Genomic DNA, 15,726 nt, shown 5'->3' on the forward strand with positions numbered 1-15,726 from the left:
AATGATTTTATTTATTGCCTGTTTTTAATTCCGCATGTGCTTCTTCTACTACTTGTTCTAATTCGACATCTGATAACAATTTCCCTTCTTTTCCCACATAGTTCCAGCCTAAATGTACAAGAAACTCAATATTTCCATCTCCCCCTGTGACAGGAGAGAAGGTTATATCAAATAGCTCATATCCTTCAGAAATAGCAAAATCAGTTAATCGCTGCAGTACATTAAAGTGAACTTTTTTATCGCGTACAATTCCTTTTTTTCCTACTTGTTCACGGCCTGCTTCAAACTGAGGCTTTATTAAAGCCACGACATCACTATTTTGCAGTAAAATATGCTTAAGAACTGGTAGAATTAGCTTTAAAGAAATAAAAGATACATCTATTGTGGCTAGATTAGGGAGACCATGTTGCAACATATCTGGTGTAACGTAACGAAAATTTGTACGTTCCATTACAATTACTCGCTCATCGTTGCGGAGCTTCCAATCAAGCTGATTATAACCGACATCAATAGCATAAGATAGCTTCGCGCCGTTTTGCAGTGCACAATCCGTAAAACCACCTGTTGAAGATCCAACATCAACGAGAATTCGATCTTGCGTATCAATATGAAAAGTCTTAAGTGCCTTTTCTAATTTTAATCCCCCACGTCCTACATAAGGAATTGCTTTTCCTTTTACTAATAAAGGAATTGTCTCATCAACTTTTACACCTGGCTTGTCTAATCTAACCTGTTCAGAAAACACAAGACCTGCCATAATAAGTCGCTTTGCTTTTTCTCTCGTATCTGCTAAATTTCTTTCAACCAATAAAATATCCAATCTTTTTTTTCCCATTTTCTTAGCCTCTTTTATTTCTGATTTACACGGTTATTTGTTGGCAATATTTTAATGTGTAATTTAGACTCGACCATATCAATTACTTTACCAGTAAAGAAAATAATTTGTGTGGAAGAATGAATTGCGAAAAATTTACCTATTGCTTTCCCTCCAACAGTTAAAGCCGCCACAAGACTGGTTAGAAATACAGAAATCACAATCTGTAAAGGCGAACCTTCCCCTTGTCCGAGGATGGTGGCGATTTGTAATACAACTATTGCAGATGCTGTTCCACTAACAATTCCTGATATATCTCCAATTACATCATTACAAAAGCTGGCAAATCGGTCCGCATTGCGAATAATATAGACTGCCTGTTTAGAGCCAGGTACCTTTTCTGCTGCCATTGCATGAAAAGGAGCTTCATCGGCAGCAGTTGAAGCAATTCCAAGCATATCAAACACAACACCAATCAAAACGATGGTGAATACAACTAGTAAACCAACCATCCACATTACACTACTTAAAATGGAAGATGAAATAACTGAAAAAATAGCCGCTAGCACAAAAGTGATAACGGCAATAGTTAAGCTAAATTTTAGCGAACGTTTTATTTGCGAGTTCATATTTTACCTCTATATTCTTGATTTAAATAAATTATTTAGTACACACTATTATGTAAGTAGGAATGGTCATCTAAATGGTAAAAACTGTGGCTTAGGTCCAGTAGGTTTTCCCAAGTGGATACCTTATGTTGCCATAAAGGCGGTTCCCCTTTAAATCCACCTTAGCATTGTCACCAAAAGCTAGACTGGATTACCACTTAGTCCACACTATAATCCCATTTAAACGTCCGAGGAACAGTCTAGGAGATTTCCTCCACAGCCTTTAACCGTTTCCTAGCCTCTTTTGCAGTGCTGATTTCATAGAGATGAAAATCATCATCCAGTGGCCACCAGCATGATAATTTTAGACTCTAATCCCCTCAAGCACCACTCAAGGCAGGCTACGCTGCACATTAGGTGTCCCTTACCTTCATGCAGGTTCATACCCCATTCCATAACAACAACTAGGCTTAGCTATCACTACAGAGATGGGCCTCCACGGTAATCGGGTCAACGCCCACATGCCTTTGCGGATCGCCCAAAAACCTTAACTCCCAGCATTGACCCAAGGCTGGGCGCCTCAAGCCAACACAAGGAACTTCATCGATGTGCCCTTTAGCGGATTTTTAGCCCCGCCTTCAGAAACGGAGGGCTGACTAGAATACTGCACCATTCCTTTTCTCACAATATTATATCATAATTACAGAAAAAATACTATGGATGCTAATGATCACGTTCACCAAAAAGATCAATTAAAGCCATTAAGATACTCGTATCAACATTCGCTTTTTGCAATGCTTCGCGAGCTTTTTGTTGGTATAGTTCTTTTTGCTTGATTGCACCTTCTAATCCAAGCAACTTTGGATAGGTACTTTTTAAATTACCTTCATCACTTCCAACTTTTTTACCAAGCTTTGTTTCGTCACCAGTAACATCTAAAATATCATCCTGTACTTGAAAAATCAATCCAAGATAATATGCATACGTCTTTAAGTACTTCAATTGTTCGTTCGTTGCTCCACCAAGGTATGCTCCTCCTTGTACGGAAAAAGAAAGGAGCTCCCCTGTTTTCTTGGCGTGTATTTCCTCTAACCTCTCTAGAGCCACTTGTTGATTTTCAGCTTCCATATCCAGTATTTGTCCGGCAACCATTCCCGTTGGTCCGCTTGCTCTCGATAGCCACTGAATAAGTTGTACTTTTTCATCCGAAGAAAGTAGTGGATCATTTGTTATCACTTCGAAGCTGTATGTTAACAAACCATCCCCGGCAAGAATTGCTGTTGCTTCATCAAACATTTTATGATTGGTAGGCTTTCCTCTTCTGTATGCATCATCATCCATGGCGGGTAAGTCGTCATGAACTAATGAATACGTATGAATCATTTCAAGCGCATTTGCCCCAGTAAAGACCTTTTCAACATTTGCATTTGATAATGCCTGATAGCTAGCAATCATTAAAATAGGGCGCAGTCGTTTTCCTCCAGCTTCAATCGAATAAATTATCGATTCCTTTAATCGATCAGGTGCCTTTAAATCACGCACTAGACGGAACAAATGCTCTTCTAGTAAGTGTTGTGTCTTTTCAATATAAACCTTCACATCTGCTTTCAAAATTATTCTTCCCCCTGTAAATCAAACTGTTCTATTTCCCCATGTTCATTGATGATGTTCACCATTTTCTGTTGAACTTTTGAAAGTTTTTCATTACATACCTTTGAAAGCTCCATACCCTCTTGGTAATAAGTGATTGCCTTTTCTAATGGTACGTCCCCTTGTTCTAGCTTATCTACAATCTCTTCAAGTTGCTCCATCGCTTCTTCAAAGGATAGCTCTTCATTCTTCTTCATAGTTTTCGTCCTCCACATTTATTACCTGACATTCTAATTTCCCATCCGTTATTCGAACAACAATATGATCGTCAATATGGATTTGCTCCTTCGTTCTCAGGATCTCACCATTAGTTGTATATGGAATAGCAAACCCTCTTTTCATTATCGCTAATGGGTTAACAAGCAGAAGCTTTTCCAGTGTTGTATTTAACCGGGATGTATGCCTGTCATAAATTAATTGAAAGCTGCCGTTTAATCGTTTGGATAATCCTTGTAGATCTTTTACAGCTTGGATCGTTTGTCGTTTTGGATGGTTTGCCAATAACCTTCCATAAACATTGTCATGCTTATCCGTCTTTTGTTCTCTAAAAACAGTAAATGCTTTTGCAAGCTTTTCCGTCATTCGATCTAACTCTTGCTCCTTTTGTTGGATCAGTAAAGCAGGATATTTAAATGCATATGCTTGCTTTAAATGGGAATAGTCGATCTCTCTTTGTTTAAAAGTTGCTTCCATTGCTTGCTTTAATGCACCTTGCAACCGCCTTATCTTATCTTCAAGCTCTTGTCTTGATGGTACCGCTAATTCTGCAGCTCCTGTCGGTGTTGGAGCTCTTAAATCAGCTACAAAATCACTAATTGTCGTATCAGTCTCATGTCCAACTGCAGAAATAATCGGGGTTGTAGAACAATAAATCGCTTCAGCAACTTGTTCATCATTAAAACTCCATAGCTCCTCAATGGAACCGCCACCTCTTCCGACAATCAATATGTCATACTTCGAAGAATCATTTGCTTTTTTAATGGCATCACTTATAGATGTCGCGGCTGCTGTTCCTTGAACAAGTACGGGAATAACGGTAATTTCTACGATAGGATAACGTCTTTTTATTGTCGTTAGAATATCTCTAATTGCTGCACCTGTAGGAGAAGTGATGACACCAATATGCTTCGGAAAAGAAGGGATTGGTTTTTTTAATTCTTGTGAAAAATAACCTTTATTTCGTAGCTTTTCCTTTAACTGCTCAAATGCTAAATAAAGGGAGCCAAGTCCGTCTGGCTCCATTTCCTGTATGTAAAGCTGATATTGACCGGTCGCTTCAAAGACACTAATATTTCCTGTAATAAACACTTGCATGCCATTTTCAGGAACAAAATTCAACATTCGATTATTACCTGCAAACATAACTGCTTGAATCCGGCTATGATCGTCTTTTATTGTCAAATACATATGACCACGTGTATGATGTTTAAAATTCGATATTTCACCTTTTACTAGAACACTCCGTAAATGGGGATCAATATCAAGTTTTCGTTTAATGTACTTTGTTAATGCGGTAACGGTTAAATATGGTTTCGTCAATTTCCAGCCAATCCTTTTGCTGCTTTTAATGTGTTTTTTAAAAGCATCGTAATCGTCATCGGTCCAACACCTCGAGGAACTGGTGTAATAAATGCTGCCTTTTCCTTTACACTCTCAAAATCAACATCGCCGACTAATTTACCTTCTTCATTGCGATTTATCCCTACATCAATGACAACTGCACCTTTTTTAATATGATCAGCATTGATCATTTGGGGTACTCCAGTTGCAACAATTAAAATGTCTGCTTGCGTTGTATAGGCTTTTAAGTCAACTGTCTTAGAATGACAATAGGTAACGGTCGCATTTTCATTCAAGAGTAATTGTCCTATAGGTTTTCCAACGATGTTACTTCTTCCAATTACAACAGCATGTTTTCCTTCGATAGAAATATTCTTAGAACGAAGCATTTCCATAATCCCATATGGTGTACATGAAATAAATGTATCCTGACCTGTTATCATTCGACCTATGCTTAAAGGATGGAAGCCATCTACATCTTTAGATGGGTGAATCGCTTCGATAATATGCTGTTCCTTTATATGAGGAGGTAATGGAAGTTGAACTAAAATGCCGTGCACAGAAGGTTTATCATTTAGTTGCTGAATTAATGCTAGAAGTTCGGTTTCTGAAATTGTTGTAGGTAATTCAATTACTTCGGAACTCATTCCTATTTCTTGCGATGCTTTTTCCTTCCCGCTAACATACGAGCGTGATGCAGGATTATCACCAACAAGTACAACCGTTAAATGTGGAACAATTCCTTTCCTTTTTAATGTTTCTGTTTCTATTTTCATACTTGCTTTTAATTTTGTTGAGAGTTCTTTTCCATTAATTATTTCTGCAGTCAATCCGTTCACCGCCCTTTTCTTATTTCTTGAACTTCGATAAAACACCGTTTACGAATTTTCCAGAGCGATCATCCCCATATTTGTTAGCTAGTTCTACTGCCTCATTAATTGAAACATTGAAGGGGATATCCTCCATGAATTGAATTTCATAAGCTGCAATTCGAAGAATAGTTCGTTCTACTGCTGCTATTCGTTGGAAGCTCCATTTCTCTAGATGCTCAGAAATGAGTTGATCGATTTCCTTTAGGTTACTTGCCACTCCCTCAGTCAACATTGTTAAGAAGTTATCTTGTTCTTCTTTCTGTAAAGACTCTGAAATCAAGCCCATTGTATTTGTTTCATTCATTGCTAATTGAAATAGTACTTGAAATGCTTTTTCTCTTGCTGTACGCCGATTCATTCAGATTAATCTCCTTTAAGCTCTCTTCATTTAATAAATTTTTTTAAATATCTATTACAAATAATAACATGTTTATAAAGGCAATGCTACATTCCAGTGCAACCTATTATAGAAAAAGAAAGATCAAAAGCACAGTTGTCTTTTGATCTTTCTCTCATTATTCGTTTGGTAATTGTGGATCTTCTTTTTCCATTTGAATGCCTACTACATGCACATTTATTTCTGCAATTTCAAGTGCTGTCATGTTTTTAATGGAATTTCGGATATTTGTTTGTAGCTTTTGCGCGACTTCAGGAATCGATACGCCAAAGTTTAATACAACAAATAAATCAATTAAAATTCCATTATCCGTTAGTTCAACCTTTACACCTTTACTGTGAGACTTTTTCCCAAAACGCTCCACAACTCCTGTAGCAAAATTACCTCTCATCGACGATAGTCCCTCTACTTCAGAAGCAGCGATACCTGCTATTACTTCAATAACCTCTGGAGCAATCTCAACACTTCCTAAACCAGTGTTGTCACTCACATTAACTAAAGGCTGTTCACTCATGTCATCACTCCTCTTCATTTGATTCCAATATTGGATTTTCCTCTAAAAATTTCGTATTAAAATCCCCACTAATAAATACGTCATGATCCATAATTAAGCGATGAAACGGAACGGTCGTATGGATACCTTCAATCACAAACTCATCCAATGCACGCTTCATGCGATTAATAGCTTCTTCGCGTGTAGGACCGTATGTAATTAGCTTTGCAATCATGGAATCATAATACGGCGGAATCATATATCCTGGATAAGCCGCAGAGTCGACACGAACGCCAAATCCACCAGGAGGAAGATACATTTCTATTTTTCCAGGCGACGGCATAAAGTTTTTAAATGGATTTTCTGCATTAATTCTGCACTCAATAGACCATCCATTAAACTCTACATCAGACTGAGAGATAGAAAGCTTTTCTCCATTCGCTATACGGATTTGTTCTTTTATTAAATCAACACCAGTGACCATTTCTGTTACAGGGTGCTCTACTTGAATTCTTGTATTCATTTCCATAAAGTAGTAATCTCCACGCTGACGGTCATAGATAAACTCAATTGTACCTGCACCTATATAGTCAACTGCTTTTGCTGCTTTAACTGCTGCATTACCCATTTTTTCCCTTGTTTCCGGTGTTATTGCAGGAGATGGTGTTTCCTCAATCAGTTTTTGTAACCTTCTCTGAATAGAGCAGTCTCTTTCTCCTAAATGAATTACGTTACCATGCTGATCTGCAAGCACTTGAATTTCAACATGCCTGAAATCCTCAATAAATTTTTCTAGATATACACCAGGGTTACCAAAAGCTGTTTCTGCTTCTTTTTGAGTTAATCGCATTCCCTTTATTAAAGCTTCTTCATCTTCAGCAACACGGATACCTTTTCCACCGCCGCCAGCAGTAGCCTTTATAATTACAGGATACCCAATTTCTTTTGCAAGTTCAATTGCTTCACTCTCAGATTCTAAAATTCCTTCTGATCCTGGAACAATCGGTACATTTGCAGCCTTCATTGTTTCTCTCGCTACATCCTTAATACCCATTTTTTGAATCGCTTGGGGAGTTGGTCCAACAAATATAATATTACATGCTCTACACATTTCTGCAAAGTCGGCATTCTCTGCTAAAAAGCCGTAGCCTGGATGGATTGCATCCACCTTTGTCATCGTCGCTACACTCATAATATTAGTAAAATTGAGGTAGCTATCTTTACTTGACTTAGGACCGATGCAGTATGCCTCATCCGCCAGTTGTACATGTAATGCTTCTTCATCCGCCTCAGAATGTATAGCTACTGTATGAATATCCATCTCTTTACATGCTCGAATAATTCGGACAGCAATTTCTCCTCTGTTTGCAATTAACAGTTTTTTAATCACTTGCTATCGTCCCTTCACTTCTTTTTAACACGAAATAGTGGTTGACCATATTCAACCAATTCTCCATTTTCTACAAGCACTTCAACAATTTCTCCATTTACTTCTGCCTCAATTTCATTAAACAGTTTCATTGCTTCTACAATACAAACAACAGAGTCATTTTTAACAGTAGAACCAACCGTTACATAGGCATCACTCTCTGGGTTTGGAGAACTGTAAAATGTACCAACCATTGGTGATTTAATTTCATAATCATAGTTCGTAGCAGCTGGTGATTCTTTACTTTCCTTTGCAGGAGAAGTCGGTTCAGTTATTTGACTTACATTTACTTGTTCTTCCACCACTTTTTTAGCAGCTTGCTCTTCACTGGCGTTAACCTGTGTACTCGAAGACAACTTCTTTTCTGCACTAGCTTTTTTCATCGTAACGGTAGTTCCATTTGATTCATACGTAAACTCATCAATCGAGGATTGATCTATCAATTTTATTAATTCGCGAATTTCTTGAACTTTTAACATATATTATTTGCACCCCTTCATGTCCAACATAATTTATTATTAGGTCTTAATAACTCCTCTTAACATTTTACGATAAAAAGTGCTCTAACATCAATACCTAATACATACTTTCTCCAGTTTTAGCCTTTCATTCTAAATCTTTTATCCCCTACAAACATTATAGCAATGGGGAAAACCGAATGCGAATATTACTTAATTAGAACACGTTTTTGCAACAAAAAAACCGGATACAATCGTACCCGGTTGCCTCTTTTTAATTAGCTTGCAGTTGGTCCGAAATTAACATCTACTGTAATTTCTCCAAATTCATCCTTTACCATTTGCATAATATTTATGGCTTCTTCTTCAGGAAGATTTTCTGTTTTTACATGAACATGAACGGCATTTCCATCTTTTCGGACAAGGACATCCTCATATTTTGCCGAAGCCAAAATTGATTCTTCAAGAATCGATTCTTTAGTTGTCAGTTCTTCGATTGCACTAATGCTTTCCCAGGCTTCATTTTTCTCCTCAGTAGATGCTTCACTTGAAGCAACAATTTTTTCTAACCTTGTCTTTTCCATACTTCTTTGGTCTTCTAAATTCATTCGAATGGTAGCAAATAGTTCGTCTCCACCAATGTTCTCTATATTATTTACATCTGCCTCTTCTTCATTTAATCCATCTGTTCCAGCTGTTTCTTGTGAATCATTGCTTCCCTCATTAATAAAAGCAATATCTTCACTACCGTCCGATGTCATGTAATACACACTTAACACAATCATTAAACTAAGCATCGTTAATAACCAGATTGTTTGTTTTTTAAGCATTTTTTCTCCTCCTTATTTTCTTTGCATCACTGATACTTGATGGGTCGGTACATCCAAGACACGAGACACTGCCTCTACTACCCATTTTTTTACGGTGGCATGATCAACTCCTTTTGCAACGACAAACACCCCTCGCACCGCTGGCTTTTTTGTTTGAATTAACAACGGTGTTTCTTTATCACCTTGTCTTACAAGTACCACTTGGGTTTCCTTCGTATGTTCTTCTATTTGACGGGTTCCCCCATTTTTATCATTTTCATCCGTAGTTTGCTGTCCAGATATTAGATTTCTTTCATAAACTTTTACATTTGTTGAATCGAGATTCACCATCACTTCGACATCTGAAACACCTTGAATATTCTCAAGCATTGCCTCTAGATCCTTTTTGTAGCTTTTTTCTAATTCAGCGAGGTTAGAAGTTGCAGAAGCTTGTTTTCCGTTTGTTTCAACTGCTTGTTTATCTGGTGACTCTAGCAATTCCATTTCATTTGTTGTCTTATCTTCTTCATTAGTCGAGGAAAATAGGTTTCCAACAATTAATAAAAGCAATCCAACTAATCCAATTATGATAATATAGCCAGTTTTTTTGGAGCTTGTAGTAGTCGTGCGTTTCCATAAAGATGAAAAATACTTTTGAATTTTATTAATCAATGTCACTCTCCCTCCCATTCAATCGTTAGTACAGTATCATCAATCTGCCATACCTCCTGTAATGTTTTTTTAATCGCTTCTGCATCCGGTTCATCCGCAATATTATCTTCTTGCCTGTCCATATTAATTACAACATCCTCCACAACATTTACGGTTCCCTCCTCATTATTCGCTTCCTGAATATAGATAATGACTTTTTCAAGATTCTCGGGGATATTCGTACTGTTCGGTACAAAATCAATATCCATACTCGTGATTTCTACGGCATGTTCCGTTCGCAATTGAGGTTGAGCAAGTTCCATTAATTGGACAGCCATTTGTTCTTCAATATATGCATTTTGAGAGGATTGTATTTCACTTTTTTTGAAATCAATCAATTTTTCAATATTTTGCTCATTTTCAATTGATCCATTTCGTTGCAATAGTGACGTATTTATCGCTTGTTTAATATCAATTTGAAACAGTTGAAAAAGTGGCTGTAAAAAAATCAAGATTAAAATTAATCCCACGACAAATTTGATATACTTTTTCATAGCTGAAGCTGGTATCAGTAAATCTATAATTGTTGCCAGCAGGATAAAAATCACTATTTTTGTTACCCATTGAATAATATATTCCATTTCTATCATCCTATCGAAGAAGCAAGGTTATATTGCTCGCGACTACAATAACTACGATTGCTAAAAAAAACATAAATGAAACTGCTACCAAACAAGCAAGCATATAGATAATATAGTTTGCAATCGTATTTAAACTCGAAATTACCGGCCCATCTCCTATTGGTTGTAATGTTGCCGCAGCGAGTTTATAAATAATTGCCACTGCTAAAATCTTTAATGCAGGAAAAAGTGCTATAAAGATGACAATTCCAACCCCAACTATCCCAATTGCATTTTTTAATATTAACGAAGCGCTCAATACAGTGTCAGCTGCGTCTGTGAATGTCCTTCCTACAACCGGAATAAAATTACCAGTAATAAATTTAGCCGTTTTCATTCCGACGCCATCTTGTATTGCGCTAGCTGCACCTTGCACAGACATAACTCCTAAAAATATAGTTAAGAAGCCACCTAAAATCCCTAAGCTAACGTTCTTAAATAAGTTAGCCAAATGTGTGACTTTATAGCTTTCATTCAATGTACTAACGATCAGTAAAAGCGCTGATAAAAATAAAAAGGGTAAGATAACATTAGATACAAGAACACCACTTACATTAATGAGCATAATAATAATTGGATGTAAAAAAGAAACGGTGACTAAATTTCCGATTGAGGCCATCAATCCTAACAAAAGCGGCAATAAAGCAATCATGAAACCGCTCATCGTATCGATGGCATATTTTGTATAATTTACAACTAAATAAAAACTGTTTAAGGCGATAAAGAGTAATACGATATAGACGATAAAATAGGCTATTTTGCTTACCGTTCCTTTGTCAAAGGCTGTATGTAATGTTTGCAGGAACACAGAAAACAATGTAAGTAGCATCAGTATTCCTAATAGTTTTCCATTCATAATTAATTCATGAAACAAATATTCGATTAGTCCTGAAATCGCTCCTTTTATCGAAAAGGAATCATTATTCTTAACTAATTCATAAACACTTGTTTTTTCAAGCTCTGGTAAATACCCGCCATACTCATCCACAATTAAATTCCAATACTTTCCTATTCCATCTAATGAAACTTCATTAACCATTTTTTCTTCTAACGGCTGATCGGCTTCAGGAGCATCTTCTGCATGCACGAAAACTTGTCCACTTTGAAGCATGAACATTGTGACTAGAAACAAACAAGTAACATATTTCATTCGCTTCTTATTACGCTCCCTTCTCACCCCGTTAAACGACGGTTATAAAATTTAGAATCGCTTCGATTACAGCGGTAATAATAGGAATAGCAAGCACGAGAATAAAGACTTTTCCAGCTAATTCAATTTTGGAAGCTACTGCATTTAATCCAGCATCCTTTGTTATATTTGCACCTAATTCAGTAATATAAGCGATACCAATAATTTTTAAGATTGTTTGAATATATAATCCATCGATATGTGCTTTACTACCTAGACTTTCTATCAGCTTAATGATCACTCCAATTTGCTTCATAATGGCAAGAAAAATAATAATTCCTGTTAGAAGGAGAATAAAGAAAGCAAACGTACTGTTTAAATCCTTTAAAACGATATATAGGATGCTGGCAACAATCCCGAAAATAACGATTTGTACAATATCCATGAACAATTACCCTTGAAATAAAAATACTGACTTTATCTGTTGAAATAAATCAGAAAGACCGTTTATTACCATTACAAGGACAATAATAAATCCTACTAATGTAGCAAATTGAGCGATCTCCTCTTTTCCCATTTGTTTTAATATTGTATGGATTAGCGCCACGATGATTCCAATACCAGCAATTTGAAATAATATCGATGCATCCGTTATCATATCCGTACTCCTTCCAACTAATTACTTTGAATCTATTCTTTTAGGAGATGAAAGTATAAAAGGATCGATGTTAGAAAACTCTTATCATAAATTTGCACCTACACCCTGCAATGTTTTTGCAACCTTCTTATTCTTTCACTACGATTATTTATCTCATTTTGAAATACTTCCGTTTATAAGTTACTAAACGGGCGCTTACACTTTCTTAAAAGAGAAGAATTATGATAAATAAACCAGCTAGGAAGCCGAGCGTTTTCACCATTTTGCTATATTTAAATTGATTGTCTCGTGCATCCTCTAGCTCACGTTCAAGATGAGTAATCGTGAGATGGATTTGCTTTTGCTGTTGTGTAAAGTCATGTTGCCCTAACGTGCGGCCGAATTGAAGCAAAATCTCTTTATCATTCTCACCTAACGAGGAAATAAGCATTAGTTCTTTAACACTGTCTTCCCACGCAACCTCTAACTCGGCATCGATTTTGCTTAATTGCATTGCTAATCGGTTAAAAAAGGAACAAACAGGTGCAGGCAACTGACGTGCCATCAATTTAAACGCATCTTTAAGTGGCAACTGACTATACAAAATTTCAGCTTCTAATATTTGTAAGGCGTTTATTAATTGACGAATATGCTTTGGTCTTTTATCTAGTTTTTTGCTCCATTCAAGCCCTGCCCATGTAGTTGTACTTATTAAAAGAAGTGCTCCTATCCATTTCATTTGGCCGGCACCTCGACTTCTGTAATATATTTTCTTCCTCTTCATTCCATATTCTCTTTACTTGACCAGGCCCTGTCTGCCTGTCCAGCAAGAGAATACGTTGAAACACTCTTTGTTGAAATAAAGGTTGTAATGAAGGTCGCTTTTTTAATTCTGTTAGTGATCTCCCATGGATAGTACAGATAATGACTACACCTGCATTGATCGCTTCCATTAACGCTTTTACATCAAGATCACTGCCAATTTCATCAACAATCAAAACTTCTGGAGACATCGAACGAATCATCATCATCATTCCTTCTGCTTTTGGACAAGCATCGAGAACATCCGTCCTCTTTCCTACATTATGTTGCGGGACTCCGTTTATAGAAGCGGCAATTTCCGAACGTTCATCAATAATTGCTACTTTCTTTCCCACAATATTATCCCAGCCTATTGAAATCATCCGAGCCATATCACGAATTAGTGTTGTTTTTCCTGTTTGCGGCTCACCAACAATTAATGTATTCCAATATGCTTGTCCATAAACATATGGCATAATCGACTGTGCTATCCCAATTTGTTCTTTTGCAATTCGAATGTTTAAAAAAGCAATATGCTGAATTGCTTTCACAGTTCCTCCACGTGTATTTACTTTTCCTGCTAAGCCGATTCGGTGACCACCTTCAATTGTAAGATAACCTTCTCTTAATTCATCCTCTAAACGATACAGTGAGAATTCACTAAGACGATTAATCATATACATCATCGATTTAGGTTTTAAAATACAAGCTTCGATCCATTCTGTATGGTGATCAAAAATAACTTCAATTGGTTGTTGTAATCGGCATCGAATTTCCTGAAGTTTGTCCCATCTTCTATCCAGCCTTGTCCTAATTTCTTGCATTAGCGGCTCCGGAAATAATCGAAGGATTTCTTCCATATAAATTCCTCGCTTTACGCTGCTTTATAATAAGTGTATTGATAAACACGCAAAAATATGACTAACTTCACGAAGGCAACAAGCATTGAAATACAATTAAGACGCTTAGCGAATACAAATCTTAAATAGATTAATTGTAAAAAATAATAGAACAATGATATGCACGATTTAAACTAAAAAAACAGCTCAACTTAATGTTGAACTGTTTTTTACTGATAAATGATATTATGCACGAGAAACATATTTTCCATCAGATGTATTGATGACTAATACGTCTCCTTTATTTACAAAGAACGGAACTTGAACAACAAGCCCTGTTTCAACAGTAGCAGGTTTGGATCCCCCGCTTGCCGTATCTCCTTTAATTCCTGGCTCTGTTTCAACTACTTCTAACTCCACATTATTTGGAAGGTCTATACCAAGTACTTCTCCTTGATAGGTTATTATAGAAACTTCGGTATTTTCTTTAATAAATTTTAACTCGTGCTCAATTTGGTTCGCTTGTAATTCAATTTGCTCATAGGTACTTGTGTCCATAAATGCATGCGAATCACCTGAAGCATATAAGTACTGCATTTTTTTATGCTCTACATGCGCTTTTTCCACTTTTTCTCCACCACGGAAAGTTTTCTCTTGAATGTTTCCATTTCGCAAGCTACGCAACTTCGATCGAACAAAAGCTGCCCCTTTACCTGGCTTCACATGCTGAAAATCGATTACTTGCCAAACATCGTTATCCACTTCAATTGTTAAACCTGTACGAAAATCATTAACTGATATCATCTATGTTCCTCCTTGGATGAATGTAAATATTTCTTATAATGTAATAAGTTCTTTATTTGCTAATGTTAATCTCTCATTTCCTGATGCTGTTACGACAATGTCATCTTCTATTCGACATCCACCAACATCCGGAATATAAATTCCTGGTTCGACTGTAACAACCATTCCTGGCTCTAAAGTAATTTCACCTCGATGCGAAAGCCCCGGTCCTTCATGAACCTCCATTCCAAGTCCGTGCCCAGTCGAATGTCCAAAATACGCTCCAAAGCCTTTTTCAGTAATGTAATCTCTCGTGAGTGCATCCGCTTCTTTTCCACTCATACCAGCCTTTATCCCATCAACACCTCTTAACTGTGCTTCTAGTACTGTATCATAGATTGTTTTCAATTCGTTGCTAATTTCGCCAACAGCAACGGTTCTAGTAATATCTGAGCAATATCCATTGTATAATGCCCCATAGTCAAGTGTTACTAGTTCACCTGATTGAATTTCCTTCGTCGAAGCGACTCCATGAGGTAACGCGGATCGAAAGCCTGAAGCAACAATAATATCAAAGCTTGAAGATGTTGCACCTTGTTTTCTCATAAAAAATTCTAATTCGTTTGAAACATCAATTTCACGAACGCCTGGCTTGATAAACCCTTGAATATGCGTAAAAGCTGCATCAGCAATTTCTGCTGCTTTCTTCATAATGGCAAGCTCATCGTTTGTTTTAACAAGTCTAATCGTTTCTACAATATCTGAAGTCGGTACGAGCTCTCCATTGAATAATGATTGATATTGATCAAACACTGCATATGTTACATGGTTTTTTTCAAAGCCTACGCGTTTTGCCTTCAGCTTACTTAATTGATCACGGATCTCAAGTTCCATAAGCTGTTTATGCTCGATAATATCAAATCCGATTGCTTGTTCTGCTGCCTGCTTTGTATAACGAAAATCTGTAATAAAAAGCGCATCTTTGTTCGTGATAATTACCGTTCCTGCTGTTCCAGTAAAACCTGTAATATATCTTCTATTGATTGGACTGGCAACAATCAATGCATCCAGATTTTTTTCTTCTAATACAGCTCTAATTTTTCGTAATTTCTCCAT

20 protein-coding genes are annotated in these 15,726 nt (G+C 36.8%); all 20 read right to left on the reverse strand.

The window, feature by feature from the left end; genetic code table 11:
- Positions 1-7 precede the first annotated feature (7 nt).
- The 20 genes from SPK86_RS02270 to SPK86_RS02365 all read right to left on the reverse strand — a co-directional run bounded on the left by SPK86_RS02270 (position 8) and on the right by SPK86_RS02365 (position 15,726).
- On the reverse strand, positions 8-835 hold the full coding sequence (locus tag SPK86_RS02270; protein ID WP_284140353.1) for a TlyA family RNA methyltransferase: 828 nt from the start codon (positions 833-835) through the stop codon (positions 8-10).
- A gap of 14 nt (positions 836-849) precedes the next feature.
- The gene (locus SPK86_RS02275; protein ID WP_284140354.1) at positions 850-1,443 is read right to left on the reverse strand and encodes a hypothetical protein; all 594 of its coding nucleotides are present in this window, start codon (positions 1,441-1,443) and stop codon (positions 850-852) included.
- A gap of 702 nt (positions 1,444-2,145) precedes the next feature.
- Entirely contained in the window at positions 2,146-3,033 is an 888-nt protein-coding gene (locus tag SPK86_RS02280) for a polyprenyl synthetase family protein (RefSeq protein ID WP_284140355.1), read from the reverse strand.
- A gap of 2 nt (positions 3,034-3,035) precedes the next feature.
- Complete coding sequence (locus tag SPK86_RS02285; RefSeq protein WP_284140356.1) at positions 3,036-3,269, reverse strand: exodeoxyribonuclease VII small subunit; 234 nt, start codon at positions 3,267-3,269, stop codon at positions 3,036-3,038.
- The gene (gene xseA, locus SPK86_RS02290; RefSeq protein WP_330948596.1) at positions 3,256-4,611 is read right to left on the reverse strand and encodes an exodeoxyribonuclease VII large subunit; all 1,356 of its coding nucleotides are present in this window, start codon (positions 4,609-4,611) and stop codon (positions 3,256-3,258) included. The genes SPK86_RS02285 and xseA overlap by 14 nt, the downstream gene beginning before the upstream one ends.
- Positions 4,608-5,462, reverse strand: coding sequence for a bifunctional methylenetetrahydrofolate dehydrogenase/methenyltetrahydrofolate cyclohydrolase FolD (folD, locus tag SPK86_RS02295; RefSeq protein ID WP_330948597.1), 855 nt, complete (start codon positions 5,460-5,462; stop codon positions 4,608-4,610). The genes xseA and folD overlap by 4 nt, the downstream gene beginning before the upstream one ends.
- 19 nt (positions 5,463-5,481) lie before the next feature.
- Positions 5,482-5,862, reverse strand: coding sequence for a transcription antitermination factor NusB (gene nusB / locus SPK86_RS02300; protein ID WP_284140359.1), 381 nt, complete (start codon positions 5,860-5,862; stop codon positions 5,482-5,484).
- A 157-nt stretch (positions 5,863-6,019) separates the two neighbouring features.
- Positions 6,020-6,415 (reverse strand): Asp23/Gls24 family envelope stress response protein, encoded by a 396-nt coding sequence (locus SPK86_RS02305; RefSeq protein WP_284140360.1) that lies wholly within the window; start codon positions 6,413-6,415, stop codon positions 6,020-6,022.
- Positions 6,416-6,419: 4 nt separating this feature from the next.
- A complete protein-coding gene (gene accC, locus SPK86_RS02310) occupies positions 6,420-7,784 on the reverse strand; it encodes an acetyl-CoA carboxylase biotin carboxylase subunit (protein ID WP_284140361.1) in 1,365 nt (454 codons plus the stop codon).
- A gap of 14 nt (positions 7,785-7,798) precedes the next feature.
- Entirely contained in the window at positions 7,799-8,302 is a 504-nt protein-coding gene (accB, locus tag SPK86_RS02315; RefSeq protein ID WP_284140362.1) for an acetyl-CoA carboxylase biotin carboxyl carrier protein, read from the reverse strand.
- Between the two features lie 257 nt (positions 8,303-8,559).
- Positions 8,560-9,111 carry a SpoIIIAH-like family protein gene (locus SPK86_RS02320; RefSeq protein ID WP_284140363.1) on the reverse strand — a complete coding sequence of 184 codons (552 nt, stop codon included), beginning with the start codon at positions 9,109-9,111 and terminating at the stop codon, positions 8,560-8,562.
- Positions 9,112-9,123: 12 nt separating this feature from the next.
- Complete coding sequence (spoIIIAG, locus tag SPK86_RS02325) at positions 9,124-9,762, reverse strand: stage III sporulation protein AG (protein ID WP_284140364.1); 639 nt, start codon at positions 9,760-9,762, stop codon at positions 9,124-9,126.
- Between the two features lie 2 nt (positions 9,763-9,764).
- A complete protein-coding gene (spoIIIAF, locus tag SPK86_RS02330) occupies positions 9,765-10,382 on the reverse strand; it encodes a stage III sporulation protein AF (RefSeq protein ID WP_330948598.1) in 618 nt (205 codons plus the stop codon).
- A 10-nt stretch (positions 10,383-10,392) separates the two neighbouring features.
- Positions 10,393-11,571: a stage III sporulation protein AE gene (gene spoIIIAE / locus SPK86_RS02335; protein ID WP_330948599.1), complete on the reverse strand. Its 1,179-nt coding sequence runs from the start codon at positions 11,569-11,571 to the stop codon at positions 10,393-10,395.
- A 31-nt stretch (positions 11,572-11,602) separates the two neighbouring features.
- Positions 11,603-11,995: a stage III sporulation protein AD gene (gene spoIIIAD, locus SPK86_RS02340; protein ID WP_284140367.1), complete on the reverse strand. Its 393-nt coding sequence runs from the start codon at positions 11,993-11,995 to the stop codon at positions 11,603-11,605.
- A gap of 6 nt (positions 11,996-12,001) precedes the next feature.
- Entirely contained in the window at positions 12,002-12,208 is a 207-nt protein-coding gene (spoIIIAC, locus tag SPK86_RS02345) for a stage III sporulation protein AC (RefSeq protein WP_284140368.1), read from the reverse strand.
- Positions 12,209-12,413: 205 nt separating this feature from the next.
- Positions 12,414-12,926, reverse strand: coding sequence for a stage III sporulation protein SpoIIIAB (gene spoIIIAB, locus SPK86_RS02350; protein WP_284140369.1), 513 nt, complete (start codon positions 12,924-12,926; stop codon positions 12,414-12,416).
- A complete protein-coding gene (gene spoIIIAA / locus SPK86_RS02355; RefSeq protein ID WP_284140370.1) occupies positions 12,871-13,848 on the reverse strand; it encodes a stage III sporulation protein AA in 978 nt (325 codons plus the stop codon). Before spoIIIAA ends, spoIIIAB begins: the two co-directional genes overlap by 56 nt.
- Positions 13,849-14,073: 225 nt before the next feature.
- Entirely contained in the window at positions 14,074-14,631 is a 558-nt protein-coding gene (efp, locus tag SPK86_RS02360) for an elongation factor P (RefSeq protein ID WP_284140371.1), read from the reverse strand.
- A 33-nt stretch (positions 14,632-14,664) separates the two neighbouring features.
- Positions 14,665-15,726, reverse strand: coding sequence for a M24 family metallopeptidase (locus SPK86_RS02365; RefSeq protein ID WP_284140372.1), 1,062 nt, complete (start codon positions 15,724-15,726; stop codon positions 14,665-14,667).

The organism is Virgibacillus sp. MG-45, assembly GCF_036409425.1.
Taxonomy (GTDB): domain Bacteria; phylum Bacillota; class Bacilli; order Bacillales; family Amphibacillaceae; genus LDC-1.